The sequence below is a fragment of the Duganella kummerowiae genome (assembly GCF_053572355.1).
Genome location: NZ_JBKFEH010000008.1, coordinates 231,379 through 257,045, shown reverse-complemented (window position 1 = coordinate 257,045; position 25,667 = coordinate 231,379). Strand labels below are relative to the sequence as shown.

Annotated in this window: 21 protein-coding genes and 1 pseudogene; 14 read left to right on the top strand and 8 right to left on the bottom strand. The window is 68.5% G+C overall.

What is annotated here, in order from left to right; translation table 11 throughout:
* Window positions 1–25 precede the first annotated feature (25 nt).
* The 3 genes from ACLB1G_RS08915 (at window position 26) to ACLB1G_RS08905 (ending at window position 4,614) form a co-directional block, all read left to right on the top strand.
* Entirely contained in the window at window positions 26–2,440 is a 2,415-nt protein-coding gene (locus ACLB1G_RS08915; RefSeq protein WP_491626850.1) for a 3-hydroxyacyl-CoA dehydrogenase/enoyl-CoA hydratase family protein, read from the top strand.
* A 35-nt stretch (window positions 2,441–2,475) separates the two neighbouring features.
* The gene (locus tag ACLB1G_RS08910) at window positions 2,476–3,672 is read left to right on the top strand and encodes an acetyl-CoA C-acyltransferase (RefSeq protein ID WP_491626849.1); all 1,197 of its coding nucleotides are present in this window, start codon (window positions 2,476–2,478) and stop codon (window positions 3,670–3,672) included.
* A 168-nt stretch (window positions 3,673–3,840) separates the two neighbouring features.
* Complete coding sequence (locus tag ACLB1G_RS08905; RefSeq protein WP_491626848.1) at window positions 3,841–4,614, top strand: enoyl-CoA hydratase; 774 nt, start codon at window positions 3,841–3,843, stop codon at window positions 4,612–4,614.
* Window positions 4,615–4,702: 88 nt separating this feature from the next.
* On the opposite strand, the gene ACLB1G_RS08900 is transcribed toward ACLB1G_RS08905, so the two are convergent.
* The 6 genes from ACLB1G_RS08900 to ACLB1G_RS08875 form a co-directional block, all read right to left on the bottom strand.
* Window positions 4,703–6,208 (bottom strand): tetratricopeptide repeat protein, encoded by a 1,506-nt coding sequence (locus ACLB1G_RS08900; RefSeq protein WP_491626847.1) that lies wholly within the window; start codon window positions 6,206–6,208, stop codon window positions 4,703–4,705.
* Window positions 6,209–6,279: 71 nt separating this feature from the next.
* Entirely contained in the window at window positions 6,280–9,078 is a 2,799-nt protein-coding gene (locus ACLB1G_RS08895; protein WP_491626846.1) for a hypothetical protein, read from the bottom strand.
* Window positions 9,079–9,119: 41 nt separating this feature from the next.
* The gene (locus tag ACLB1G_RS08890) at window positions 9,120–10,010 is read right to left on the bottom strand and encodes a LysR family transcriptional regulator (protein ID WP_491626845.1); all 891 of its coding nucleotides are present in this window, start codon (window positions 10,008–10,010) and stop codon (window positions 9,120–9,122) included.
* 62 nt (window positions 10,011–10,072) lie between these two features.
* Window positions 10,073–10,660, bottom strand: coding sequence for a hemerythrin domain-containing protein (locus ACLB1G_RS08885; RefSeq protein WP_491626844.1), 588 nt, complete (start codon window positions 10,658–10,660; stop codon window positions 10,073–10,075).
* A gap of 152 nt (window positions 10,661–10,812) precedes the next feature.
* Window positions 10,813–11,226, bottom strand: a complete 414-nt coding sequence (locus ACLB1G_RS08880; protein WP_491626843.1) for a response regulator — start codon at window positions 11,224–11,226, stop codon at window positions 10,813–10,815.
* Window positions 11,227–11,385: 159 nt separating this feature from the next.
* Window positions 11,386–12,186: a substrate-binding periplasmic protein gene (locus ACLB1G_RS08875; RefSeq protein WP_491626842.1), complete on the bottom strand. Its 801-nt coding sequence runs from the start codon at window positions 12,184–12,186 to the stop codon at window positions 11,386–11,388.
* A gap of 140 nt (window positions 12,187–12,326) precedes the next feature.
* Between ACLB1G_RS08875 and pnuC the strand changes: the two genes are divergently transcribed.
* Entirely contained in the window at window positions 12,327–12,893 is a 567-nt protein-coding gene (gene pnuC / locus ACLB1G_RS08870) for a nicotinamide riboside transporter PnuC (protein ID WP_491626841.1), read from the top strand.
* Here the strand turns inward: pnuC and ACLB1G_RS08865 are convergent.
* Entirely contained in the window at window positions 12,881–13,468 is a 588-nt protein-coding gene (locus ACLB1G_RS08865) for a helix-turn-helix transcriptional regulator (RefSeq protein WP_491626840.1), read from the bottom strand. The two genes, pnuC and ACLB1G_RS08865, sit on opposite strands and share 13 nt — an antisense overlap.
* A 157-nt stretch (window positions 13,469–13,625) precedes the next feature.
* Between ACLB1G_RS08865 and ACLB1G_RS08860 the strand changes: the two genes are divergently transcribed.
* From ACLB1G_RS08860 to ACLB1G_RS08840, 5 genes and pseudogenes are all read left to right on the top strand, one after another.
* Complete coding sequence (locus ACLB1G_RS08860) at window positions 13,626–14,138, top strand: Csu type fimbrial protein (RefSeq protein ID WP_491626839.1); 513 nt, start codon at window positions 13,626–13,628, stop codon at window positions 14,136–14,138.
* Window positions 14,139–14,234: 96 nt separating this feature from the next.
* Window positions 14,235–14,366: pseudogene (locus ACLB1G_RS08855) on the top strand (molecular chaperone); the annotation flags it as partial.
* A 64-nt stretch (window positions 14,367–14,430) separates the two neighbouring features.
* Window positions 14,431–14,865 carry a fimbrial biogenesis chaperone gene (locus ACLB1G_RS08850; protein WP_491627276.1) on the top strand — a complete coding sequence of 145 codons (435 nt, stop codon included), beginning with the start codon at window positions 14,431–14,433 and terminating at the stop codon, window positions 14,863–14,865.
* Window positions 14,862–17,243 carry a fimbria/pilus outer membrane usher protein gene (locus ACLB1G_RS08845; protein WP_491626838.1) on the top strand — a complete coding sequence of 794 codons (2,382 nt, stop codon included), beginning with the start codon at window positions 14,862–14,864 and terminating at the stop codon, window positions 17,241–17,243. The genes ACLB1G_RS08850 and ACLB1G_RS08845 overlap by 4 nt, the downstream gene beginning before the upstream one ends.
* On the top strand, window positions 17,240–18,364 hold the full coding sequence (locus ACLB1G_RS08840; protein ID WP_491626837.1) for a Csu type fimbrial protein: 1,125 nt from the start codon (window positions 17,240–17,242) through the stop codon (window positions 18,362–18,364). The genes ACLB1G_RS08845 and ACLB1G_RS08840 overlap by 4 nt, the downstream gene beginning before the upstream one ends.
* Here the strand turns inward: ACLB1G_RS08840 and ACLB1G_RS08835 are convergent.
* A complete protein-coding gene (locus ACLB1G_RS08835) occupies window positions 18,253–18,519 on the bottom strand; it encodes a hypothetical protein (protein WP_491626836.1) in 267 nt (88 codons plus the stop codon). The genes ACLB1G_RS08840 and ACLB1G_RS08835 overlap by 112 nt on opposite strands.
* Before the next feature lie 515 nt (window positions 18,520–19,034).
* Here ACLB1G_RS08835 and ACLB1G_RS08830 point away from each other — a divergent pair.
* From ACLB1G_RS08830 to mnmC1, 5 genes are all read left to right on the top strand, one after another.
* Window positions 19,035–19,538, top strand: a complete 504-nt coding sequence (locus ACLB1G_RS08830; protein WP_491626835.1) for a winged helix-turn-helix transcriptional regulator — start codon at window positions 19,035–19,037, stop codon at window positions 19,536–19,538.
* 78 nt (window positions 19,539–19,616) lie between these two features.
* The gene (locus ACLB1G_RS08825) at window positions 19,617–20,138 is read left to right on the top strand and encodes a DUF4142 domain-containing protein (RefSeq protein ID WP_491626834.1); all 522 of its coding nucleotides are present in this window, start codon (window positions 19,617–19,619) and stop codon (window positions 20,136–20,138) included.
* Window positions 20,139–20,253: 115 nt separating this feature from the next.
* Window positions 20,254–23,103: a diguanylate cyclase gene (locus ACLB1G_RS08820; protein WP_491627265.1), complete on the top strand. Its 2,850-nt coding sequence runs from the start codon at window positions 20,254–20,256 to the stop codon at window positions 23,101–23,103.
* 158 nt (window positions 23,104–23,261) lie between these two features.
* Window positions 23,262–23,834: a DNA-3-methyladenine glycosylase I gene (locus ACLB1G_RS08815; RefSeq protein ID WP_491626833.1), complete on the top strand. Its 573-nt coding sequence runs from the start codon at window positions 23,262–23,264 to the stop codon at window positions 23,832–23,834.
* On the top strand, window positions 23,831–25,648 hold the full coding sequence (mnmC1, locus tag ACLB1G_RS08810; protein WP_491626832.1) for an FAD-dependent 5-carboxymethylaminomethyl-2-thiouridine(34) oxidoreductase MnmC1: 1,818 nt from the start codon (window positions 23,831–23,833) through the stop codon (window positions 25,646–25,648). The genes ACLB1G_RS08815 and mnmC1 overlap by 4 nt, the downstream gene beginning before the upstream one ends.
* Window positions 25,649–25,667: the final 19 nt, after the last annotated feature.

The following is a 25,667-nucleotide window of genomic DNA, read 5'->3' as shown; positions in this document are numbered from 1 at the left end:
TTGCTGAGCTCCCAAAGGAATCGCTATGACCAATTTCACCGTTAAAAAAGTAGCCGTGCTGGGCGCCGGCGTGATGGGCGCGCAAATCGCCGCCCACTGCGTCAACGCCAAAGTGCCGGTCGTGCTGTTCGACCTGCCTGGGAAGCCGGAGCATGTCTCCGGCGGTACGCCCAAGAATGGCATCGTGCTGCGCGCCATCGATAACCTGAAAAAACTGTCGCCGGCGCCGTTCGGCGACAAGGCCGACGCCGAGCTGATCCAGGTCGCCAACTATGAAGACAACCTGGATGTGCTGGCCGGCTGCGACCTGATCATCGAAGCCATCGCCGAGCGCATGGACTGGAAGCACGACCTGTACAAGAAGGTCGCGCCGCACATCGCCGCCAACGCCATCTTTGCCTCCAACACCTCCGGCCTGTCCATCAACAAGCTGGCCGAAGGCTTCGACGAAGAACTGAAAGCGCGCTTCTGCGGCGTGCACTTCTTCAACCCGCCGCGCTACATGCACCTGGTGGAACTGATCCCGACCGCCTCCACCAAGCCGGAAATCCTGGACCAGCTGGAAACCTTCCTGACCTCGGTGCTGGGCAAGGGCGTGGTGCGCGCCAAGGACACCCCGAACTTCATCGCCAACCGCGTCGGCATCTTCGGCATGCTGGCCACCATCCATGAAGCCGAGAAGTTCGGCCTGACCGTGGACGTGGTGGACGACCTGACCGGCGCCAAGCTGGGCCGCGCCAAGTCCGGCACCTTCCGCACCGCGGACGTGGTCGGCCTGGACACCATGGGCCACGTGATCAAGACCATGCAGGACAACCTGGCCGATGACCCGTTCTTCGGCGTGTACAAGACCCCTGACGTGCTGGCCAAGCTGATCGAGAAGGGCGCCCTGGGCCAGAAAACCGGCGGCGGCTTCTACAAGAAGGTCGGCAAGGACATCCAGCGCCTGGACTTCGCCAGCGGCGAATACGTGGCCGGCGGCGGCAAGGCGGCCGACATCGTGGCCCGCATCCTGAAGGAAAAAGATCCGGTCAAGAAATTCAAGGCCATGCGCGAATCGACCAACCCGCAGGCGCAGTTCCTGTGGGCGATCTTCCGCGACGCCTTCCACTACATCGCCTACCACCTGGACACCATTGCCGACAACGCGCGCGACGTGGACTTCGCCATGCGCTGGGGCTTTGGCTGGAGCGTCGGTCCGTTCGAGACCTGGCAAGCCGCCGGCTGGACCCAGATCGCCCAGTGGGTGAAGGAAGACATCGACGCCGGCAAGGCCCTGTGCAACGCACCGCTGCCGGCCTGGGTGTTCGAAGGCCAGGTGGCCGAGAAGGGCGTGCACACCGCTGAAGGTTCCTACTCCGCCGTGTCGAACAGCTACGTGCCGCGTTCCACCCTGCCGGTGTACGCCCGCCAGGAATTCCGCGCGCCGGTGTTCGGCAGCGGCGCCGCCGATCCGAAAACCGCCGGCACCACCGTGTTCGAGGATGATTCGGTACGCCTGTGGCACTCCGGCGACGAAGTGCTGGTGATCTCGCTCAAGACCAAGCTGCACGTGATAGGCGACGGCGTCATCAAGGGCCTGCAGCGCGGCCTGAAGGAAGCCGCTGAAGGCTACAAGGGCCTGGTGATCTGGTCCGCCGACGCGGCCGACGGCGGCGCCTTCTCGGCCGGCGCCGACCTGCAATCGGCACTGCCCGCCTTCATGGCCGGCGGCGCGAAAGCGGTCGACCCCATCATCAAGGAACTGCAGGACACCTTCATGGCCATGAAGTATTCCAACGTGCCCGTGGTGGCGGCGGTGGCCGGCCTGGCGCTGGGCGGCGGCTGCGAAATGGCACTGCACGCGTCCAAGCGCGTGGCGGCCATCGAATCCTACATCGGCCTGGTGGAAGTGGGCGTGGGCCTGATCCCGGCCGGCGGCGGCCTGAAGGAAGCGGCCATCCGCGCCGCCAGGGAAGCCAAGGGCAACGACATCCTGCAATTCCTGAAGACCGGCTTCACCAATGCGGCCACCGCCAATGTGTCGAAATCTGCGCTGGAAGCCAAGGCCATGGGCTACCTGAAGGAAGACGACGTGATCGTGTTCAACCCCTACGAGCTGCTGCACGTGGCCAAGGTGACGGCGCGTTCGATGTTCGACGCCGGCTACCGCGCTCCGCTGCAGCGCCCGGTGCCGGTCACCGGCCGCTACGGCTGGGCCACCATCAAGGGCCAGCTGGTCAACATGCGCGACGGCGGCTTCATCTCCGCGCACGACTTCAAGCTGGGTGACATGATCGCCGAGATCGTCAGCGGCGGCGATATCGACCAGGGCAGCGTGGTCAGCGAGCAGTGGCTGCTGGACAAGGAACGCAAGGCCTTCCTGGAACTGCTGAACCATCCGAAGACCCAGGAACGCATCATGGGCATGCTGCAGACCGGCAAGCCGGTGCGCAACTAAGCGCGTCCTACGTTCACCCAATTCGAAGGCACAAAATGAGCAAACAACTTCAAGACGCATACATCGTCGCCGCAACCCGCACCCCGATCGGCAAGGCGCCGCGCGGCATGTTCAACAAGACCCGTCCGGACGACCTGCTGGTGAAAGCCATCCAGGGCGCCATGGCCGCCGTGCCCAACCTGGACCCGGCGCTGATCGTCGACGCCATCATCGGCTGCTCGTTCCCGGAAGCGGAGCAGGGCTTCAACATCGCCCGTAACGCGGTGGTGCTGGCCGGCCTGCCCAACACCGTGGGCGGCGTCACCGTGAACCGCTATTGCGCCTCGGGCATCACCGCCCTGGCCATGGCGGCCGACCGCATCCGCGTGGGCGAAGCCGACGTGATGATTGCCGGCGGCGTGGAATCCATGTCCATGGTGCCCATGATGGGCCACCACCCGTCCATCAACATGGACACTTTCAAGGACGAGAACATCGGCCTGGCCTACGGCATGGGCCTGACCGCCGAAAAAGTGGCGACCCAGTGGAAAGTGTCGCGCGAAGACCAGGACGCATTCGGCCTGGAATCGCACCGCAAGGCCATCGCGGCCCAGCAGGCCGGCCACTTCAAGGATGAGATCACCCCGGTCGAGATCATCACCCGCACTCCCGATCTGGCCACCGGCGAGATCAAGGTGTCCAAGCGCACCGTGGACGCCGACGAAGGCCCGCGCGCCGACGCCTCCATGGAATCCATGGCCAAGCTCAAGCCGGTGTTCGCGGCCAAGGGCACGGTCACTGCCGCCACCTCGTCGCAGATGTCGGACGGCGCCGGCGCCCTGATCGTGGTCAGCGAAAAAATCCTGAAGGAACACAACCTGACCCCGCTGGCCAAGTTCTCGTCCTTCGCCGTGCGCGGCGTGCCGCCGGAAATCATGGGCATCGGTCCCAAGGTGGCGATCCCCGCCGCCCTGGCCGCCGCCGGCATCACCCAGGACCAGCTGGACTGGATAGAGCTGAACGAAGCCTTCGCGGCCCAGGCCCTGGCCGTGATCCGCGACCTGAACCTGGACACCAGCAAGGTCAACCCGCTGGGCGGCGCCATCGCCCTGGGCCACCCGCTGGGCGCCACCGGCGCCATCCGCGCCGCCACCGTGGTGCACGGCCTGATTCGCAACCAGCTGAAATACGGCATGGTTACCATGTGCGTCGGCGCCGGCATGGGCGCGGCGGGCATTATCGAACGCGTGTAAGCGACGCGTAACACTGAAGCGGGGCCGGGCCACAAACCTGGCCCCGTTTTTTTGACCTTGTTTCAAAATGACCGTGGCGTTGTTGCAGCGCCTCGCCGTGCAGGCGCACTGTCTTCGACGCCGCGCCTAGCCACGCTCATTTTGAAACAAGGTCTTTTGGGAGACGACATGGATATCTTAAGCAGCATCGCCGACGGCATTTTGACCCTGGAATTCAACCGCCCCGAGCGCAAGAACGCGATCACGGCGGAGATGTACCAGAGCCTGGCCGACGCCATCAATGACGCCGGACAGGACAGCGCCGTGCGCACCATCCTGATCCAGGGCAAACCCGAAGTTTTCACGGCGGGCAACGACCTGCAGGACTTCATGAAAACCGCGCAGGACACCACCCCGCTGGAAGAGCGTTCGGTGTTCCGCTTCATGCTGGCGCTGAGCGGCTGCGCCAAGCCGGTGGTGGCGGCCGTGGCCGGCAACGCGGTGGGCATAGGCACCACCTTGCTGATGCACTGCGACCTGGTGTACGCGGCCGACAACGCCAAGTTCTCGATGCCCTTCGCGCAGCTGGGCCTGTGCCCGGAGTTCGCCTCCAGCCTGCTGCTGACGCAGATCGCCGGCTATCCGCGCGCCGCCGAGAAGCTGATGCTGGGCGAAGCCTTCCCGGCCCAGGAAGCGCTGGAGATGGGGCTGGTGTCCAGGGTGCTGCCGGTGGCCGAGCTGAACGACTATGCGCGCGGCCAGGCTGCCAAGCTGGTGGCCCTGCCGGCCAGCTCCATCCGCACCACCAAGCAGCTGATGAAAGCCGGCCGCAACGCCGTCATCAGCAGCACCATGACGGAAGAAAACCAGCACTTCGCCGCCATGCTGGCCTCGCCCGAAGCGCGCGAAGCCTTCATGGCCTTCTTCCAGAAGCGCAAGCCGGACTTTACCCAGTTCGCCTGAGTATCTATTCAGGTATCCATGCAAAACAGCCCGTTTGCCTTGAAGGATAGGGCGAGTATCTATTCACTCTGGGCGTGCCGCCGGGCCGTCAACCCCCGGCGCGCACCTGGCTGACGGCGCGCGGCTTCAGGATGGCGTCGGCAGTGGCGCGGTCCTGGGACGACATGTCGTGCGCCACGTCGTCCATGGCCTGGGCCGCCTTCTGGTGGCCATTGGCCTTGGCCAGGCTGAACCACACGTAGGCCATGCCCAGGTCCCTGGCGCCGCCTTCGCCGTTGGTGGACATCACGGCCAGGTTGAACATGGCCTCGGTCTGGCCGCGCATGGCCGCTTCCGTGAACAGCTTGCGGGCGATGGCCAGGTCCTTGGGCACCTGCTCGCCTTCGTAGTAGTACAGCGCCAGGGCGCTTTGCGCGCCCGGCTCGCCGCGCAGCGCCGCTTCCTTGTAATAGGCAAAGGCTTTCTTCTGGTCGGACGGGCCGCCCTGGCCCAGGTCCACCATGCGCGCCAGGGCGTACAGGGCGCCGCTGTGGCCGGCCACGGCGGCGTTGGCGTACCAGGTGCGGGCTTGCGCGTAGTCGCGGGGGATGGTGTCGCTGCCGGCGTAATACAGCTGCGCCAGGTTGTACTGGGCCGGTGCATAGCCGCGCTCCGCCGCTTCCTTGAAATAGGCCTGCGCCTGCTTGAGGTCGCGCGGGCCGCCTATGCCTTTCTGGCTGGCCAGGCCCAGCGCATTGAGGGCCGGGACGTAGCCCAGTTCGGCCGCCTTGGCATACCACTTGCGGCCCTCGGCCGGATCTTTTTTCACGCCGGCCACGCCGGAGAGGTGTATGCGCGCCAGCATCAGCGCTCCCTCTATCATGCCGTTGAACGCTTCCGGGTCCTTGGGATTGAAGCGTAGCGGCTGGCGTCCGGCGTCGAAGCGGCCGACGGCGGCGCGGTCGAACCAGTCCAGCGCCTTGGCCGTGTCGCGCGGCAGGCCCTGGCCTTCCAGGCTCATCTTGCCTAGCAGGACCGCCGCTTCCGGATAGGCGATCTTCCTGTAGGCGGCTTGCAGCAGCGTGGCGGCCCTGGGATAGTCCTTGGCCTCGTAGGCGGCCACGGCCTCGGCGAAGGTCTTGTCCTTGCGGATGATGTATTCGCGCGCCGAGGCCGACTTGCGGTCGCCGTCGCTGCACGGTCCCATGCCGCCGCTGCTGCCCACGGTGCCCGTGATGGAAGATGATTCATCCATGTTCACCACGTCGTTGACGGGCGCGCTGCCACTGAACTTGCGCGGCTTGTTGAGCGGACGGGGACCGGTGGGGTCGGCAATCTCGCCCGCCACCACGGCGTCCTCGCGCTGCTGCAGGGAGGCGTCGACGGCGTCGTCGTCGCTGAGGTAGTCGCTATCGAGCCCGCACTTGATCGCCAGCGTGCCCTTCAGGGCGCTTTGCTTGGCGGCGTACACGCGCGCGCTTTCACCGGTGGGCGTCTGCTTGGCGCCGGTGATCCTGACCACCTGGCTGGCCGCCTCGGCTTCGGTGGGCGCAGTCTGGGCGCCGGCCGGGGCCAGCGTGAACATGAGGGCGAGGCTGACAGAGGATTTGAACATGGCCGTCCTTGCTGAAAAATGAATGGTAGTGTAAATCGGGGCGCAACGTTTCCATACGCTCAGCAAGATGATTATGTTTGGATCAGCGCGTCGATCAGCAGGCCCATGCGCTGGCCGGGCAGCTTGAAATAGTGCGTGTGGGCGCCGGCGCCCAGGCAGAATTCCGTTTCCGGCCGCGCCAGCGGCGCCGCCGTGGTGAAGAAATCCTCGTCATAGGCGCTGGCCGGCGTGCGCCACAGCCAGCGGCCAACGTAGTCGCCGGTGGTGTAGGCGTTGACCCAGCGCCGCACGCCGATGTCGGCCGCTTGCGGTCCGGCGCCGTCCAGCACCCAGCCGTACAGCTCCGGGAAGCGGGCCGCGTACAGCTGGCGCAGGGGGCAGCCGGCCGTAAGCAGTTCAATGCGTCCCTCCAGCTGTTCCCACAGCAGGGCGGCGCGGCCGTCTGTTTCGTAGCGCGCCCGGTATTGCAGGTAGCGCAGCAGTTCGGTGGTGATCACCGTGCCCTGGCTGTGCGCCACGATCACGATCCTGCCATGGCCCTGGGCCGCCACGTGCTCCAGCAGCGCCATGTAGCGCGCGAAGATGCGGGCGCGCGGGATGGCGCGGCGCGGAAATTCGCGGAAGTGGTTGTCCACGTCCAGGGCCACGTCCAGCGGCAGGCGCAGCCAGGGCGCATAGCGCGACAGGGCCCGTCCCAGCAGCGAAAACACGGCCGCCACGCTGGCTGCGCCCACGAAGAAGTAGCGCAGCGTATCGGAGGAAGCGCCGGCGATCAGGTCGCGCACGGGCGCCAGCCGCGCCAGCAGGGGCTCGGCCCCCAGCAGCGACAGCATCATGGCGGTCGCGGTGACGAAGGCCGCGCCGCAGCCAACCACAGTCAGCGCCATGATCACGGCGTTCAGCAGCCGGTAGCCGGCGCTCAGCCAGCGTCCCAGCGCCGCCGCCGGCCCCACCGGCAGGCGCAGCTCGGCCAGCACGCTGGGCAGCACCGTGGCCACGATGTACAGCAGCAGCAAGGTGGGCAGGGCCGCCACCAGGATGAAGGTCATGGTGCTGTTGTAGTAGCGCTGGTCCAGGAAACTGCCGGCCGCCAGGTCCGCGCCGCGCCCGAAGATCAGGGGCGTGTAGGGAGTGCCGCCGGCCTGCTCGACGGCGGCGCCGGTCAGCAGCGCCCACAGCGCCATCCATACGATGGTGTAGGCCGACAGCGACACCAGCACGCCCAGCCAGCCGGTGCCCACCACGTCGCGCGCCGCGCCGCCGCCGCGCGCCAGCCAGGCGCCCAGGCCCAGCCAGCAGGGCGCCAGCGCCGCGAACGCCAGCCACCAGAGTATCGACAGCAGCAGCAGGTATTCCAGCATCCGCAGGCTGGCGTGCAGCCAGTACTGGTAGCCCATGGACGCGCCGTCGTGCGCCATCATGGCCAGCACGTGCAGCAGCAGCAGCGGGTAGAGCACGGCCAGGAACACCCGCCCCACCGTGCGCGCCAGCGGGTAGCGCTCCGCGGCGACGCGCAGGCCCTGGTCGCAGGCCACCGCCAGCAGCGCCAGCCAGGCGGCGCCGGCCAGCAGGTGGGGCGGCAGCCGACAGGCCAGCCCGGCGGCCGCCAGCGCCGCCGCCAGCGCCAGCAGCCGCCCGCCCGCGCGTAGCGGGTAGCGGTACAGCAGCCACCACAGGCCCAGCAGCGGCAGGGCGATGGCCAGCACATGGTGCACCACGACGGCTTGGCGGGATACCAGCCCCAGCACGGCGATGGTCAGAACGACCAGCAGCAGGTGCAGGCAGATGTTGGACAGCAGGTAGGCCAGGCCCCAGTCCAGCGCCAGCTGGGCCTGGGCAAAGCGGCGCCACGGACGGCTGGGCGCACCGGGCAGGGCGTAGGCGGCCCGTTGCACCGTGTCGCGTCCCAGCTGGGAAAAGCGGAACAGCAGGGTGAAGGCCTCGGTGACGATTTGCGGGATCTTGCCGGACAGGCGCGACAGGTCGGCCCAGTACATTTCGTACAGGTCGACCTGGCGTGCCGGCGCCTCGCCATTCTGTGCGCGCCGCATGCGGATGCGGCTGGCTTCGTAGACCTCGTTGCCGGCGCCGTTGCCGTGCGCCTTGAACAACAGGTAGTCGGTGTAGGCCAGCCCGAGGTCGGCGCCCGGCGGCGCGCCAGTACCGGCGCCGGACGCGCTCCCGGCCTGCCCGGCGGCGTCATGCGCGCCGCCAGGCTTGACAACGGCGCGCGCAGCAGCGCCGGGGGGAACTGCGGCAGGTGAAGCACCGGCAGGTGGAACTGCGCCGGGCGGAACCGCGGCAGGTGGAACAGCGGCAGGGGGCGCGGCCGCGGGCGACCCACCGGTGCGCGCCCCGGCGGCTTTCGGCGCTACGGCAGGCGCCACAATGGCAGGCGGCACAATGGCAGGCGGGGTAAGCGCAGCGGCCGGCAGACCAGCAGCAGGCTCTCCAGCGCCTGGCGATTCATCGCCAGGCGCGGCCTTGGCGCTAGCGGCGGCCGGGAATCGGGTGGTGCGGTCTGCCGGGGCCTGCCATCCGGGGCGCTTGAAATCCGACGCCAGCGATTGCTGCAGCGCCTTGGCCACGCTGGGGGGAGCGGTGGGGGGCGGCGCGGCGCCGTCGCCGGCGCCACTCAGGCCCGACAGCGCCAGGTGGCGGGCGCGCACATCCCCGGCCACCTGGGCCAGCGCCAGCGGCGCCAGCGGCGGCACCGGCAGCAGCACGCTGTCGCGCACGCCGTCGCTGTAGCGCGAGGCCTGCGTTCCGGCAGTCGACAGCAGGGCGGCGACCGCGCTCACCGTGTCGCCCGCCTTCTGGTCGGCCACGCCGTGGATGGCGATGACCGCGACGCTGTCCCTGTCCTGCATCGTATGCGCCTCCGCGCTGGCCGTGAATGATGTCTATTTTGTCATAGTTGGCGGCAGCGCAGGCTGAGCGCTTCGTGCAACTGGCGCACGGCGGCCGAGAATTGCTTGCGGTGCGGGCAGATCAGGTTGAGCGGCGCCGCCTCGCCCTGGACTTCCGGCAGCAGCACCAGCAGGCGGCCGGCGCGCACGTCGTCCGCCACGTCCAGCCAGGATTTGTAGGCGATGCCTTCGCCGGCCACGGCCCAGCGCCGCACCACGTCGGCGTCATCCGTGACCAGGGGGCCGCCGACCTGCACCTGGCGACCGCCATCCGGGCCGGGGAAGCTCCATTTCTCGTACACCCGTCCGCCCAGCTGGAAGCGCAGGCAGGCGTGCCGAGGCAGATCGTCCAGCGAGACGGGGGCGCCGTGCCGCGCCACATAGGCGGGCGCGGCCACCAGCACGCGCCGGTTGTCCGGCGCCAGCGGCAAAGCGACGAAGCTGGCGTCGTCGATCGGGCCGTAGCGGATCGCGATGTCTATCGGCTCGCGGAACACGTCCTGAACCTGGTCCGACAGCAGCAGGCGCAGGTCCAGGCGCGGATGCTGGCGGCGGAATTCGCTGATCCATGGCAGCAGCAGGTTGCGCCCGAGGTCGGACGGGGCCGAGATGCGCAGGGTGCCGGTCAGGGCGCCGCCACCGTGCAGGATGCCGGCGCCTTCCTGCAGCGAGGCCAGCGCGTCGTGCGCATAGGGCAGGTAGCGCTCGCCTTCATCGGTCAGGCGCAGGCTGCGGGTGGAGCGCGCGAACAGGCGTACGTCCAGCTCCCGTTCCAGGCGCTGGATGGCGGCGCTGACCTGGGCCGGCAGCACGTTCAGTTCGCGCGCCGCGTTGGAAAAGCTGCCCAGCGCGGCCGAGCGCACGAACAGGGTGAGGTCGTCCAGCCGTATCATGGTTACTCCAGCGCATAAAGCGCCAGCATAACCGCAATGGCCGCCGTAGTGGGAAGCCCGGCTCAGGTCGCCTGGCTGCGCTTGCGGCTCAGGACGGTGGCGGCGGCCAGGGCGCCGGCCGCGCCCAGCACCCAGGCCGCCGTGCTGCCGGAAAAGCCGATGGCGGTATTGGCGGCGATCTTGCCGGCCTTGGGCGTCACCAGTTCCAGGCGGCGCGCCGTCATGGCGGCGCCCAGCTCGGCCAGGCGGTCCTTGCCCAGCAGGCGCTCGGCGTGCGGCAGCAGCACGGTCTCCTCGTCGGCCACGTGGTGGATGACGTCGCGCATGAGCTCGTGCAATAGCTGGTCGTGGCGCACGTCGGTCAGCGGCGTGGCGCGCAGTTCGCTGATCAGGCGGCGCATCTCGTTATGTTCGGGCACGCTTTTCTGCAGCACCGGCTCGCCGCTGTCGATGCTGCGCATGGCCGGATAAAACAGTTCCTCTTCCAGGGTGGCGTGGATTTCCAGCGCGGTGCAGATGGTTTCCACCAGCGCCTGCTTGACCTTGGGCCGTGCGCCGGCCGTGTACTGATGGAAGGTGACCATCACGTGGCTATGGTCGAAGCGGATCATGTCGGTGATGGTGGGGCTGAGCTTTTTGAACGACAACATGGCACTCTCCTGGCAACAATTGCTGGGATATCCATGATAGCGGCGGCAACTGCGGGCAGCCGTAGGAACGCGCCGCAGCGCCGTGTCGGAGGCCTGCCCGCCCGCAGCCCGATTACGGACGGCCTGCAGCCTGCCTGCCGCCCGCTTGTCCCTCAGGCGGCGCTGTCGTTGGCGGCGCGCCGCACGGCGCGGGCGTCGGCCGCGTAGGCCAGGCTAGCCAGGATGCTGTCCAGGCTGGCCGGCTTGATCAGGTGGTGGTCGAAGCCGGCCTGGCTGGTGCGGGCCCGGGTGGCCGGGTCGCCCCAGGCCGTCAGCGCCACCAGGGCGGCGTCGTGGCAGACCGGCAGGGTGCGCAGCGAGCTGGCGACCTGGTAGCCGTCCATGCCTGGCATGCCCAGGTCCAGCAGCACGGCCTGAGGGGCGAATTGATGGGCGGCTTCCAGGCCGTCGGCGCCGCTGTAGGCGACCTTGGTCTGATAGCCGTACATGGACAGCAGCTCGGCCGTGATGTCGGCAGCTTCCTGGTTGTCGTCTACGATAAGAATGCGATGGATGGACTGGCCCATGGGAATGAACGAAAAAATAACGTTCGGCTGGGGCCGGGCCGAGTGGACAGGCGGCTGCGGGGAAGGGGGCAGGGCGCCGTGGGGAGGTGCACAGGATAAAGTGCTATTTCTTGTCAGGAATTATAGCGGATTTTACGAGCCGGTGCGTGCATCGGCAGCTCAATCGGCGCCGTAGCGGGCGCGGATGGCGCCCAGCGCCCCGCGCTGCTCGAGGCGCCGGATGGCGGCGTCGATGGCGGCCAACTGCTCGGGCGTGGTGCTGATACGGTTCAGCAGCAGGTGCACCGGCGCGCGCAGCACCGGCACCGGCAGCAGTGCGACTTCCACCTGCTGTTCGCGCGCCGCATGGCGCACGGCGGCCACGTCGCCCAGCAGCAGGCCGGCGCGGCCGGCGGCTAGCATGCGTATGCCCTGCTGGAAGCCGAGGAAGGTGCTGAGCAATCCCTGTTGCTCCAGGCGCGGCTGCAGCGCGTCATAAGCCGGCCCGTACCAGCCGACCTTGGGCGCCAGCAGCGGCAGGCGCAGGCGCGCCAGCGCCTCCAGGCTGGTCACGCCACGATAGCGCGACTGGTGCGTGGCCAGGCTGAACAGGCCGACCGTCTCGTGCCGGTAGGGCAGGCTGTAGCGGCCGTAGCGGCGCCGCTCGGCGGTGTCGGAGGCCGCCAGCAGCAAGTCCAGCTGGCCGGACTGGAACAGACGCAGGCGGCGTGCGGGCGGCAGCTCGGCCGTCAGGCGCAAGGTACAGCCGGCCTCGCGCAGGATGGCGCGGACCAGTTCGAGGTCGAGGCCGGCGGCGGCGCCGTCGGCCTGCGAGTAGAGATAAGGCGGCCACTGTTCCAGCGCCACCGCCAGCGTACAGCCCGGCGCTGCGGCGCCTACCGCTGATGAGGCCGGTGCTGTCGCGGCCAGGACGGCGAAGTGCGCGAACGCCAGTGCGGACCAACTGCGACGCGCGTGCATGTAGTTCTTTCCAGGTTGCGAGGCTGTAATTTGCCAGAAATACCATCTTTCTTCAAGTGATTGATGATGCCGCCGCTTGCCTGGCGGCGCGCCGTGGACGAGAATAGCCCGTTCTCATCCCTGGCAGGAAGGAAGCCCGCTTGACCTCATTCCTGGAAATCGCCGCCAACGCCGTCATGACGGTGTCCATCGTGCTGGCCGGCCGCAACAATGTGCATTCATGGTGGCTCGGCGTGCTGGGCTGTTCCATGCTGGCCGTGCTGTTCTACGGCGTCAACCTGTATGCCGACGTGGCGCTGCAAGTCTTTTTCATTGTCACCTGCCTGCTGGGCTGGCTGCAGTGGCTGCGCGGCAATGGCGGGGCCGCGCTGCCCATCGCCCGCGTGCGTCCGGCCGCGCTGGCCTGGATGGTGGGCGTGGCCCTGGCCGGCACCCTGGCCTACGGCCTGATGCTGCAGGCCTGGACCAATGCCTACGCTCCCTTCATCGATTCGGCGGTGCTGGCCTTTTCCATCGTGGCCCAGCTGCTGCTGATGGGAAGGCGCATCGAGAGCTGGCCGTTCTGGCTGCTGGTGAACACGGTATCGGTGCCGCTGTACGCCAGCCGTGGCCTGTACCTGACCGCCTTGCTGTACGCCTTCTACTGGCTGAACGCGGCCGCCTCCTGGTATTTCTGGCGCCGCCGCATGCAGGCTCAGCCGGGCTGACGCTGCAGCGCCTGGCGGAAGGCGCTGGGCGTGACCCCGGTGCGGGCGCGGAAGGCGGTGGCGAAATTGCCGGCGTTCTGGAAGCCGATCAGCATGGCGATATCCTGCACCTCCATGTCGGTGTCGCGCAGCAGCTGTTCGCCGCGCCGGATGCGCTCCTCACGGATATAAGCGAACACGGTGGCCCCAGTTTGCTGGCGGAACACCTGGCTCAGCTTTTCGCGGTGGGTACCGACCAGGCGCGCGATCTCGGCCAGGCTGGGCAGGTCGGCCAGGTGCTCGACGATCAGCCGCTTGGCGGCCGCCACCGTGACGGCGTCCGCTGCGGCGTCGTAGCGCCGCACAAGGCCCAGGTGAACCTGGATGCGGGCCGCCAGTTCCCCAGCCGAGAATGGCTTGGACACGAAATCGACCCCGCCTATGGACAGGCCAAGGATGCGATCGTCGTCGCCATCGTTGCTGCTGATGAAAATAATCGGGATGTCCTGCGTGGCCGGATGGGCCTTCAGCAGGCGGCAGGCGGTGTAGCCATCCTGTATAAACATGTCGAAACCGCTGTTGCGTATTGTTCGCATCCAGGCAGATTTTTGTAACGTACCGCCGCCAGCAAAGGCGTGGCCGCCTGCTGCAAAAGCACGCCTTTTCCAGATCACACATAATGAACCAAGTGTTGATTAGCGGCAATTTTCTGCCAGGCAGGCCCGGCACTTCTGTCGATATCCTGGAGGAATTATGTTTGGCATCCGCAGCACCCGCACCCTGGCCGCCCTGGCGGCGGCCGCCACCCTCGGCGTCCACGGCCTGGCCGATGCCGCCAGCCGTACCGTGAACTTCGACGTCACCCTGAAGATCATCGCCGACTGCACCATCGCGGCCAACAACCTGGACTTCGGCCAGACCCAGGGCGTGCTGGCCTCGGCGGTCTCGGTCAACACCACGCTGACCGTGACCTGTACCAGCACCACGCCCTACGCCGTGGGCCTGAACGCCGGCACCGGCACCGGCTCGACCACCTCGGCCCGCTACATGAGCGGCACCACCGGCGGCAATACCAGCACCGTGGCCTACTCGCTGTACCAGACGGCCGGCGCCACCAACTGGGGCAATGCGCAGGGTACCGACACCAAGGCCGGCACCGGCACCGGCACCGCCCAGGCGCTGACCGTGTACGGCGTGGTGCCGGCCCAGTCCACGCCGCAGCCGGACACCTACAAATCCACCATCACGGCCACGGTGTACTTCTGACCATGCGCGCGGCGCGCTGGCTGCTGTGGCTGCTAACCGGCATCCTGGCGCTGCCGGGCGTGGGCGCGCGCGGCCAACCTGCAGATTTCGCCGGTGATGATCATCCTGCGCGCCGGCCAGGGCGCGGCCGGGATCAGCCTGCAGAACCTGGGCGAGGCCCCGGTGTATGGCCAGGTGCGGGTGTTCCGCTGGGACCAGAGCGGCGCCGGCGACGAGCTCAGCGCCACCCAGGACGTGGTGGCCAGTCCGCCCATCGTGCAGATCGCTGCCCGCAGCAGCCAGGTGATACCTGGTGCGGCGCAGCGACCAGCCATCCACCAGCGAACTGAGCTACCGCATTTTGATCGACGAAATCCCGGGCGCCGGCCAGCCGGCCACCAGCGGAGTGGACATCCGGCTCCAGTATTCCGTGCCCCTGTTCGTGCTGCCGCCCGACGAAAGCGGCGTGCCGGTCCTGGCCTGGACCTGTTTTCGGCAGGATGGAGAGTGGATGCCGCGCGTCCACAATAGCGGCCGGCAGCGGGCCCAGATCGGCGCCCTGACCCTGATCAACCCGGCCGGCCAATCCTTCCTGGTGTCGGAGGGTCTGTTCGGCTATGTGCTGGCGGGCCGCACCCGGGTGTGGCAGTTGCCGCCGGCATTGGGCAAGGCGGACCTGCGCGGCGCGCTGACGGTGCGCACCACCATCAACACCAAGCCGCAAAGCGCCACCACGGCCGCCCTATGAAATCCTGGCCGGGCGGCGGCGTGGGACTGGCGTGCGCGGCGCTGCTGGGCGGCGCCTGGCCGGCCGGCGTATGCGCCCGCCAGGCCGCCGCCGTGGACGAGGAATTGTTTCTGGAGGTGAGCGTGAACGGGGAGGCCAGCGGGCAGATATTGCGTTTCGTTCGCGGCAGCGGCGGCTTGCGCAGCAGCGTGCAGAACCTGCGCGAGCTGGGCCTGGACCCGCTGCTGTTCGGCGTGGACGGCCGCAGCGAATTCCTGCTCGACAGCATACGGGGCCTGCGCTACCGCTACGACGCGGCCCGCCAGAGCCTGGAGCTGACCCTGGACGACAGCCTGCGCACCCCGGCCCAGCTGTCGGCGCGCACCGTGCCCGTGGCCGGCCAGGCCAGCGTCACGCCGGGTTGGCTGCTCAACTACGACCTGTTCAGCCAGCTCGGCACCAATCACAGCCACGCCATGGTGCACGAAGTGCGCTATTTCGACAGCCGGGGCGTGTTCAGCAGCAACGGCGTGGCCACCCGCAACAGCGCGGGCAGCCAGTACTTGCGCTACGACACCAGCTGGAGCCGGGCCGATCCCGCCACCCTGGAAACCTGGCAGGTGGGCGACCTGATTTCATCCTCGCTCAGCTGGAGCCGCTCGGTGCGCATGGGTGGTGTGCAGTGGAACAAGAATTTCGGCCTGCGGCCCGACCTGCTGACCTTTCCCGTGGCCAGCCTGGGCGGCTCGGCCGTGGTGCCCAGCGCCGTCAGCCTGTACATCAACGGCGTGCGCCAGGTCGACACCACGGTGCCGGCCGGGCCCTTCGTGGTGAACCAGGTGGCCGGCATCAGCGGCGCCGGGGTGGCCACGCTGGTGACCCGCGACGCGGCCGGGCGCGCCGTTTCCACCAGCCTGCCGCTGTACGTGGACACGCGCATGCTGGCCCCCGGCCTCGCCGACTATTCGGTGGAGCTGGGCGTGCTGCGGCGCGACTATGGCCTGCGCTCATTCCGCTACGGCGGCGCGCCGCTGGCCAGCGCTACGCTGCGGCGCGGCCTGAGCGAATTGCTGACGGTGGAAGCCCATGGCGAGGGCGGCGGCGGCATGCTGAACGGCGGCGCCGGCATGTTGTGGCGGCTGGGCCTGGGCGGGGTGGTGAGCGCCTCGCTGGCCGCCAGCGCGGGCTCCGCCGTGCGGGTCCTCATGGCGGGCCAGCCCGGGCCGGACGGCGCGCCGGGCCAGCCAGGAGAAAAGGACCTGGGCCGCAACGGGCGCCAGGCCAGCCTGGGTTACCAGTATGTCCATCCGCGCTTCGGCATCGACCTGCAGCGCACCCGCGCCAGCGCCGGCTATGCCGACCTGGGCACGGCCGGCGGCGGTGCTCCGGCGCGCCTTAGCGACCGCGCCAGCGTCAACCTGGCCCTGGTGCGCGGCCACAGCGTGGGCGCCAACTACGTGGCCTACCAGGTGCCGGGCGCGCCGCGCGCGCGGGTCGCCTCGCTGGCCTACACGGCGCCGCTGTGGGGCGGGGCCTTTGTCAGCCTGAGCGCCTTCCGCGATCTCGACGACCGCACGGTGCGCGGGATCAACCTCAGCCTGGGCATGACGCTGGGCGGGCGCGTCGCGCTCAGCGCCAGCCAGGCGCGCCAGGACGGGGTGCGAACGCGCGGCCTGGGCCTGCAGCGCAGCCCTGACTATGGCGGCGGCCTGGGCTGGAGCCTGCAGTCGCTGGACAACGATGGCACGGCGGTGCGCCAGGGCCAGCTGCAATACCTGGGCAACTATGGCCAGGCCACCGCTTTCGTACAGGAATACGGCGGCCAGCGCAGCAGCACCCTGGACCTGGCCGGATCGCTGGTGCTGATGGATGGCACGCTGCAGCCGGCGCGCCAGGTGGGCAGCAGCTTCGCACTGGTGTCCACCGGCGTGCCCGGCGTGCCGGTGCTGCAGGAAAACCGGCTGGTGGGCGCCACCAATGGCGGCGGCTACCTGCTAGTGCCCAACCTTACGCCCTACATGGGCAACCAGGTTGCCATCGACAGCAGCGGCCTGCCGCTCGATGCGCGCATCGCCAGTGCGCGCCAGACCCTGGTGCCGGCCCGCCTGTCGGGCGTGCTGGCTGCATTCATGGTGGAGAAATACCGGGCCGCCAGCGTCATCCTGCACGGCGCCGGTGGCCAGCCGGTCGCGCCCGGCACCCCGGTGCGCCACCTGGAAAGCGGGGCCGCCACCGTGGCCGGGTTCGACGGCGTGGCCTTCATCGATGGCTTGCAAGAAAACAACACGCTGGAGGTAGGCAGCGGCGCCGCGCGCTGCCTGGTGCGTTTCCCCTATGCGGCCAAGGATGGTCCGGCACTGCCGCTGCTGGGACCCCTGGTGTGCAGGAGCGCGCCATGAAGCGGGCCGGCTGGCTGCTGGCCTTGCTGCTGGCGCTGCTGTGCGGCCAGGCGCGCGCCGACAGCTGCTCGGTGGCCATGACCGACGTGGTGTTCACGCCCGCCAGCACCATCAACACGGCTGGCAACGCGGTCACGGCCACGGCGCGCGTGACCTGCACCTGGGATCTACTCAACGCGGGCACTGGCCTGGCCCTGTTCCCGGAAGTGTCGGTCTGCCTGGGCCTGGGGCCGGGCACCAACGCCAGCAGCTATACGGCGCGCAACCTGTTCAACGCCACCAGCGGGGTGTCGATACCCTACAACCTGTACCGCGACGCCGCCCGCACCCAGCCCTGGGGCTCGGTGGCGCAGGGCGCCAGCATCAACATCGCCATGTCGCGCGGCAGCGGCACCGGAGTGGCGTCGCGCTTTACCGACGTCACCATCTATGGCTTCATTCCCTACAGCAGCAGCATCGCCACCACGGTACCGACCGCCATCAATGCCACCGCCACCTACAGCGCCAGCTTTGCCGCAGCCACCACCATGAACTATTCCTTCTTCCTGAGCGGGGTGCAGCTGTGCACGCTGGGCGGCACCGGCAGCTTTCCATTCCAGGTGAAGGCCGACATCAGCAGCGACTGCACCATCACGGCCGACCCGCTGTCTTTCGGTTCGGCGGCGGTGCTGAGTGCGCCGGTGCGCAGCACGGCCGCCATCCGCGTGCTGTGCAGCAAGGGCGCGGCCTACCAGATCGCGCTCAACGGCGGTACCGTGTCCAACAATGTGGCGGCGCGCCAGATGCAAAACCTCGGCAATGGCAGCGAGCGCATCGTCTACAGTTTGTCGGGCAGCCTGGACGGGCCGGTGTGGGGTGACGGCAGCGCCGGCACCCAGACGGTGGGGGGAACGGGAACCGGCAGCCAGGATAGTGTGACCATCTATGGCATGGTGCCGGCGCAAAGCACGCCGTCGCCGGCGGATTACAAGGATACGGTCACGGCGACCATCATTTTTTGGCGGGGGAGTCAGAAATATACCACCCAGTCCTGCGCCCCGGGACGCTGCTGCTGGATGGCGCTGCTGTTGGCGCTGGTGGTGGCTTGGGCCGCCGGCTGGGCCGAGGCGCGCTGGACCTGATATGGAGTGCCGAGCTGGCAAGCGACGGCCGGCTGCGCGTTTTGCCTGTCGGTGGCGGTTTGCACGGTGCAGCTGTCCTTGACGGTGAAGGTCACCTGCATGGTGGTGCTGGCGTTCTTTCCGGCGGCCTGGGCCAGCATGGGCAAGGAAACCACGGCAACAGCGAGAGTAAAGGCAATTTTTTTCATTTTTGACACACATTGTTTAAGTGCGTAACTGGCGTGCAGCCACCACATCTGGACCAGGGCGCCACGTAATTCCGGGTGGCAATTTTGTGAGAAAGTCCGATATTTGCAGGGATGGTGCGGTGTCGGAGATGTCTCTGTAGGAAGTAATTTTACCGTGCATCAACATTCTCGCGATATACACATTCTATATCGAAATTTCCTTACGTCAATATGTGAGTTTTGGAGAGTTTGCGCAGCCCTTTTTTGTCCTATTTTTGAGGCTGTGGCAAACGCGGCGGATGCCATGTTTTCATAGGGAAGCCAGAGTACGCGGTGAGGCGACCGCGCGTGAGTTTTGCTGCCGCAAATATCACACATTGTCACTGTGGGGAAAGTGAGACTCGCCTTGGGCAAATGTCGCACTTTCTTGCACCTAAATTGAAAGTCATGCCGGTTTTGCCTGGGTCTACCGCTGTTCATTCCAACCATAAAAGGAGTCAAAAATGAAGCATACCGATTTCGGCCTCATGCCTTGCCCCATCGCCCGCAGCCTGGGCAAAGTAGGAGAGTGGTGGAGCATCCTGATACTGCGTGATGCGTTCTACGGTCTGTCGCGTTTCGACGAATTTGAAAAGAGCCTGAAGATCGCCCCCAATATGCTGACCCGCCGCCTGGCCGGGCTGGTCGAGGGCGGGCTGATGGAGCGTCGCCAGTACAGTTCCCGCCCGCCGCGCTATGAATACGTGCTGACCAAGGCCGGGCGCGACTTCAAGCCGGTGCTGCTGGCCTTTATTGCCTGGGGCAACGAGCACCTGGCGCCTGAGGGCGCCAGCCTGCTGGTGGTGAGCCGTGAAACCGGCAAGCCGGCCGACCAGGTGCTGGTGGACGCCAACAGCGGCCTGGCCATCAACGACGAGGATTACATGTTCGCGCCCGGCCCGGCGGCCAACGATGTGATGCGCTCGCGCCTGATCAAGATCAGCCAGCCCCAGCCAGCAGCACGTTAGTTGTGCAAAGGTATGGTGCGCGGACGGCCCGGTCCGCGCCCATACAATGGACTCCCGTTGTTTTCCTGACAGGAGTCCATGATGGCAATGCAAAAACTGATAGGCGGCCTGGCCCTGCTGGCCGCCGTATCCACCGTCCATGCCCAGCAGCTGGCCAAGGGCGACCAGAAAATCCTGGCCGACCTGGCCCAGGCCAACCTGGCCGAAATCGCGACTGGCAAGCTGGCCGTGGAAAAAGGCCAGAGCGCCGACGTGAAAAGCTTCGGCCAGAAGATGGTCGACGACCACACCAAGGGCTTGCAGGAAGTCCAGCAGGTGGCGCAGAGCAAGAGTGTTACCCTGCCGACCGAGCCCGACGCCAAGCACAAGCAGGCCGCCGACAAGCTGTCCAAGCTGAGCGGCGAGGCCTTCGACCGCGCCTACCTGGCCCAGGCCGGCGTCAAGGACCACAAGGCCGCGCACCAGCTGGCCAGCAGCTCGGCCTCCAAGGCCAAGGATGCCGACGTGAAGGCCCTGGCCGCCAAGCTGCAGCCCACCATCGACGCCCACCTGCAGGAAGTGACCAAGCTGGCGGGCGCCAGGGACGGCAAACCACAATAATGCCGGCGGGTCCACGAGCGGAAAGATGCACAGTGGAAAAACTGTGGAATAATGCTGCATGGCGTATGTTCGCCAGAGCAACAATGTTGTCTCTCCAGCTTAAGGAATCGAATTGGTGGACTTGTTTGCGCCGGATGCGGCGCTGACGCAGTGGGAGCAGGACTTGCCGGTGGCGCAGGGCGGGGAGCGGCTGTCCCTGTTGCTGGCGTTGGCCTGGCACTTGCGCCAGCGCGCGCCGGCCCGCGCCCATGCTGTCGGCGCCGAGCTGGCGCCCCTGCTGGAAGTGCTGGCGCCGCCGCAGGCGGCTGTGGCGCGCGCCCGCCTGCTGCTGGTGGCTGCGGAAGGCTATTGGCTGGAGGCCGGGCTGGACCAAGCCGACGACCTGGCGGCGCAAGCCCTGCGGCTGCTGGACGGCGTGGGCGGCGCGCCGGGGAGCGAGGCCGCCCGTGCCGACTGCCGCTGGCTGCAGGCGTGGATCGCCAATGACCGCGGCCATGGCCGGCGAGGCGGCCAGCTGCTGGACCAGGCTGCCGGCCACGCCCGCGCCGCCGCCGATCCTGTGCGGCAAGACGTGATCGACGCCGCGCGCGCCATCTGCGCCGTGTTCGGCGACTGGCAGTCGGCCCGGCTGGCCTGGCAGGACCGCTTTAGCGCCGGGCTCGATGGGCTGGCGCCGGCGGCGGCCGGCTGGATCAGTGACTATCTGGGCACCGCCGCCATCCAGGGCGGCGAATACGGCCGCGCCATCGGCCACCTGATGCGCGCCTACGAGGCTGCCCTGGCCTGCGGACAGCCGCGTCGCGCCATCATCATCGCCGCCAATATCGGCCATGGCTTCACCTGCCTGAACGCGCATGACGCGGCGCTGGAATGGATGCAGCGCGGCCTGGCGCTGGCCCGTCCCACCGGCTGGCCCCACAGCATAGGCATGTGTTTGATGCAGACCGCCGAGACCCTGCGCCTGCTGGGCCAGCGCGAGTCGGCCCAGGCCCTGCTGCGCGAGGCCCTGCAGACCCTGGCGCCGCTGTCCGGCTCGCGCGCCTATGCGATGGCACTGGAATACCAGGGCGACCTGGCGCTGGACCTGGGCAGCCACGCGGCGGCGCTGGACAGCTTCATCCGCCTGGCGGCGCGCGGCGACGCCCTGGCCCAGCCCGATTTCGGCATCAGCGCGCGGCGCGGCCAGGCCCATGCCCTATCGCATCTGGGGCGGGCGGTGGAGGCGCTGGAGGCGGCCGAGGCGGCGCTGGCCCTGGCGCGCGCGCATGGCAATCCCAGCGGCGAGATCGCCGCCCTCAAGGTGCTGGCCGAGATCCACATGCGCCATGCCTTGCCCGCGCCGTCCGGTCTGGAAGGGGCCGACCCGGCCCAGCACTATCTGGAGCGCGCGCTGGCGCTGGCGGGCGCCATCGACGGCTACCTGGTGCCGGGGGCCCTGCTGGACGCCCTGGCCAGCCGCCACGCGGCCCGCGGCGACTATGCGCGCGCCTATGCCGTGGCGCGGCAGGCCGGCGTCGCGCGCGACCACGGCCACCAGCTGCAGGCCACCAACCGCGCCATCGCCATGCAGGTGCAGTACCAGACCGAACGCGCCCAGACCGAGGGCGAGCACCACCGCCAGCTGGCGGCCGCCCAAGCCGAGCGCGCCGAAGTACTGGCGCAGACCGGCGACACGCTGGCCCGCCTGGGCGCCATCGGCCAGGAGATCACGGCCCAGCTGGACGCCGGCGCCGTGCTGCGGGTGCTGGACCGCCAGGTGCATAACCTGCTGGACGCCACCCACTTTTCCGTGTTCCTGCTGGAGCCGGACGGCGGGCACCTGAGCTGCGCCTTCGGGGTCGAGGCCGGCAAGGCGCTGGCGCCGCTGCGCATCGCCGTGTCCGACCCGCGCGCCAACACGGCGCGCTGCCTGCGCGAGCGGCGCGAAATCCTGATCGAGGCCGACGGCGCCACCCCCAACCTGATCCCCGGCACCCTGCCCACCCGCAGCCTGCTGTTCGCGCCGTTGCGCATTGGCGAGCGGGTGCTGGGCGTGATGACCGTGCAATCGCTGCAGCCGCGCGCCTATGGCGAACGCGAGCTGCTGATCTTCCGCAACCTGTGCGCCTATGGCGCCATCGCGCTGGACAACGCCAGCGCCTACCGGCAGGTGGCGGCCACCCTGCGCACCCTGAGCGCGACCCAGGAGCAGCTGCTGGAAAAGAACCTGGAGCTGGAGCAGGCCTACAAGGCGCTGGAAGAGGTCAGCCTGACCGACCAGCTGACCGGCCTGCGCAACCGCCGCTTCTTCCTGCAGAATGTGGACGCCGACGTGGCCATGAGCCTGCGGGCCTACGACCATGGCCTGCACCGCCAGCTCAACGAGTGCGACGTGGCGGCCGCCAAGGACCTGGTGTTCTTCATGGTGGACCTGGACCACTTCAAGGAAGTCAACGACCGCTACGGCCACGCGGCCGGCGATTCCATCCTGGTGCAGATGCAGGAACGCCTGCGCGAAGTGTTCCGCGAATCCGACTACCTGATCCGCTGGGGCGGCGAGGAATTCCTGGTGCTGGCGCGCGCCACCCAGCGCGATGACGCCCATGTGGTGGCCGAGCGCATGCGGCGCGCCGTGGCCGAGCGCGATTTCGTGCTGCCGGACGGCCAGCCCCTGCCGCGCACCTGTTCCATCGGCTTCTGCTGCTTCCCCTTCCTGCCGGAGCAGCCGCGCCTGTTGAGCTGGTCGCAGGTGGTGGAGCTGGCCGACCAGGGCCTGTACATCGCCAAGCGCTCCGGCCGCAACGCCTGGGCCGCGCTGTACAGCACCGCGCAGACCAGCGCCGACGGCATCTTTGCGCGCCTGATGCGCCAGCCCGGCGAGGCCCTGGCCGAAGGCCAGGTGCGCATCGTCAGCAACCTGCCCGGACCGCTGGTGCTGGGCGGTGAGCGGCGCCGCACCGGGCTGTCCAGCGACCTCAATCACTAATCACTAAGAACCTGTTTCAAAATGAGCAGGGCTAGGCGCCGCGACGCAGACAGTGCGCCTGCACGGCAAGGAGCGGTAACGACGCCATGGTCTTTTTGAAACGGTTCTAAGGGTATTGCGGGTATACTGCCGCTTCCCGTATTAAAGCCAACACCGCCATGGACCGACCGCGCTGCTCCTGGGCCAATCCGGCCAATCCCCGCTATCTCGATTACCACGACCATGAATGGGGCGTCCCTTGCCACGACGAGCGCACGTTGTTCGAGATGCTGAACCTGGAGGGCGCCCAGGCTGGCCTCAGCTGGGAAACCATCCTGAACAAGCGCGACACCTACCGCGCGGCGTTTGACAACTGGGATGCGGAAAAGATCGCGGCCTATGGTCCGGACAAGGTGGCGGCGCTGCTGGCCGATCCCGGCATCGTGCGCAACCGGCTGAAGGTGGCGGCCGCCATCAGCAATGCCCAGGCCTATCTGCGCCTGCGCGCCTCGGGCCAGACGCTGGACGGCTTGCTGTGGTCCTACGTGGACGGCCAGCCCATCGTCAACCGCGGCGGGCAGCGCATCGTCAAGACCGATTTATCCGACCGCATTTCCAGGGATCTGGGCAAGCTGGGCTTCAAGTTCGTCGGCTCCACCATCATCTACGCCTACATGCAGGGCATAGGCATGGTTGACGACCACGACGCCAGCTGTTTCCGCCACGCGGCCGGGGGCGGGGCGGCGTCGTGAGCGGGCCGCGCGTCATCCTCGACGCCGGCTTCGGGCAGGGCGCCTATTTCCTGCAGTGCCGCGCGCAGGCGCTGGCCTGCGGCCAGCCGCTGTACTACCTGGCCGTGGCGCCGCAGCCGCCGCAAGCCGCGCAGTTCGACGATGCGCAATTGCGCGCGGCCTGGCCGCTGCTGGTGCCGGGCTGGCACCGCATCGCGCTCGATGGTGGCCGCGTCACCCTGGACCTGATGGTGGGCGAGGCCGAGGTGGTGCTACCGCAGGTGCGCGCCGGCGTCGACCATTTCCATCTGCCGTACGGCCTGTGCGCGCCGGACCCGAAAAAGCTGGCGCGCACGCTGGCGGCGCTGGCGCGGCCCGGCGCCACGCTGCTGGCGCGCGCGCCGGATGAGCTGCTGGTGTGGATGCTGGCGGCGGTGGGTTTCCGCTGCGCCGTGGTGGGCGATACGCCCGATATCAGCGCCGAGTACCGCGCCGGACACCGAACGCGCGCCGCCGCGCCGCCGGCAGCTGAGCGCCGTGATATCGAACGCGTCGGCGCTGAGCCGCGTGCTGCCGGGCGCGGCGCGACCGGGGGCCTCGACATCGAGCCGCTCGCCCCGGAGCCGCGCCCCGCAGAACCGCACGTAATCGTGCGCCGCGCCATCGTGCGCCGCGCCATCGTGATCGGCGCCGGGGTGGCCGGCGCCGCCGCCTGCGAGCGCCTGTGCGCGCATGGCTGGGACGTCACCCTGCTGGAACGCCATGCCGGGCCGGGCCAGGAAGCATCCGGCAACCGCGCCGGCATCTTCATGCCGCTGCTGTCCAAGGACGACAACATTCCCACCCGCCTGTCCCGCGCCGCCTACCTGCACGCGCTGCGCGCCTGGGATCGCCTCGGTGGCGTGGGCGCCGCGTTCACCGGCGCGCGCTGCGGCGTGCTGCAGCTGGCGCGCGACGCCCGCCATGCACAGGTGCAGCGCGACGTGATCGAAGCCTGGAACTATCCGCAGCAATACGCGCGCTGGCTGGATGCCCGGCAGGCCGGCGCGCTGCTGGGCCAGGCCACGCCCCATGGCGGCTGGCTGTTCGAGCAGGGCGGCTGGGCCCGGCCCGCCACCGTTTGCGCCGCCATGCTGGATGCCTGCGGCGCGCGCTTGCGCCGCCTGTTCCACGCCGAGGCCCTCACCCTGGAGCGCAGCGGCGGCCAGTGGCAGGCGCGCGATGCCGATGGGCGGCTGCTGGCCGTCGCGCCCACCGTCGTCGTGGCCAACGGCACCGGCGCCCGCACCCTGGCCCAGACCGCCGAACTGCCGCTGTGGAGCTTGCGCGGCCAGGTCACCCACCTGGCCCTGGAGCACGGCGCGCCTGCGCTGCCGCTGGTGGTGTGCCGTGAAGCCTATGTCACCCCGCCCAGCGAGGGCATCGTTTCGGCTGGCGCCACCTATGACAACGACGATGATGCCGCGCTGCGCCTGTCCAGCCAGGAGGAAAACCTGGCGCGCCTGGCCGACATCCTGCCCGGCGCCCATCTGGGCTCGCAGCCGCTGGCGGGCCGGGTCGGCTTCCGCTGCGCCGGGCCGGACCGCCTGCCGCTGGCCGGCGCCCTGCCCGATTACCCGGCGGCCGGACGCCTGGAACAGCTGGCCGACGTGCCGCGCCTGCCGGGCCTGTACGGCCTGCTGGGCTATGCCTCGCGCGGCCTGATCTGGGCGCCGCTGATGGCCGAGCTGCTGGTGTCGCAGCTGGAGGGCTTGCCGCCGCCGCTGGAGGCGGCCCTGGCCGACGCCGTGGACCCCGGTCGCTTCCTGCTCAAGCAACGCCGCCGCGAGCAATAGCGCGCTTGCCGGCCCTCCT

What these genes read in the sequence shown, in the direction of transcription:
- ACLB1G_RS08830 (WP_491626835.1), top strand. Translation starts at nt 19,035, where the DNA reads ATGAAGCATACCGATTTCGGCCTCATGCCTTGCCCCATCGCCCGCAGC.
- ACLB1G_RS08875 (WP_491626842.1), bottom strand. Translation starts at nt 12,186, where the DNA reads ATGCACGCGCGTCGCAGTTGGTCCGCACTGGCGTTCGCGCACTTCGCC.
- ACLB1G_RS08860 (WP_491626839.1), top strand. Translation starts at nt 13,626, where the DNA reads ATGTTTGGCATCCGCAGCACCCGCACCCTGGCCGCCCTGGCGGCGGCC.
- ACLB1G_RS08840 (WP_491626837.1), top strand. Translation starts at nt 17,240, where the DNA reads ATGAAGCGGGCCGGCTGGCTGCTGGCCTTGCTGCTGGCGCTGCTGTGC.
- ACLB1G_RS08880 (WP_491626843.1), bottom strand. Translation starts at nt 11,226, where the DNA reads ATGGGCCAGTCCATCCATCGCATTCTTATCGTAGACGACAACCAGGAA.
- ACLB1G_RS08865 (WP_491626840.1), bottom strand. Translation starts at nt 13,468, where the DNA reads ATGCGAACAATACGCAACAGCGGTTTCGACATGTTTATACAGGATGGC.
- ACLB1G_RS08915 (WP_491626850.1), top strand. Translation starts at nt 26, where the DNA reads ATGACCAATTTCACCGTTAAAAAAGTAGCCGTGCTGGGCGCCGGCGTG.
- ACLB1G_RS08890 (WP_491626845.1), bottom strand. Translation starts at nt 10,010, where the DNA reads ATGATACGGCTGGACGACCTCACCCTGTTCGTGCGCTCGGCCGCGCTG.
- ACLB1G_RS08885 (WP_491626844.1), bottom strand. Translation starts at nt 10,660, where the DNA reads ATGTTGTCGTTCAAAAAGCTCAGCCCCACCATCACCGACATGATCCGC.
- ACLB1G_RS08895 (WP_491626846.1), bottom strand. Translation starts at nt 9,078, where the DNA reads ATGCAGGACAGGGACAGCGTCGCGGTCATCGCCATCCACGGCGTGGCC.
- ACLB1G_RS08815 (WP_491626833.1), top strand. Translation starts at nt 23,262, where the DNA reads ATGGACCGACCGCGCTGCTCCTGGGCCAATCCGGCCAATCCCCGCTAT.
- ACLB1G_RS08905 (WP_491626848.1), top strand. Translation starts at nt 3,841, where the DNA reads ATGGATATCTTAAGCAGCATCGCCGACGGCATTTTGACCCTGGAATTC.
- ACLB1G_RS08825 (WP_491626834.1), top strand. Translation starts at nt 19,617, where the DNA reads ATGATGGCAATGCAAAAACTGATAGGCGGCCTGGCCCTGCTGGCCGCC.
- ACLB1G_RS08900 (WP_491626847.1), bottom strand. Translation starts at nt 6,208, where the DNA reads ATGTTCAAATCCTCTGTCAGCCTCGCCCTCATGTTCACGCTGGCCCCG.
- ACLB1G_RS08910 (WP_491626849.1), top strand. Translation starts at nt 2,476, where the DNA reads ATGAGCAAACAACTTCAAGACGCATACATCGTCGCCGCAACCCGCACC.
- ACLB1G_RS08845 (WP_491626838.1), top strand. Translation starts at nt 14,862, where the DNA reads ATGAAATCCTGGCCGGGCGGCGGCGTGGGACTGGCGTGCGCGGCGCTG.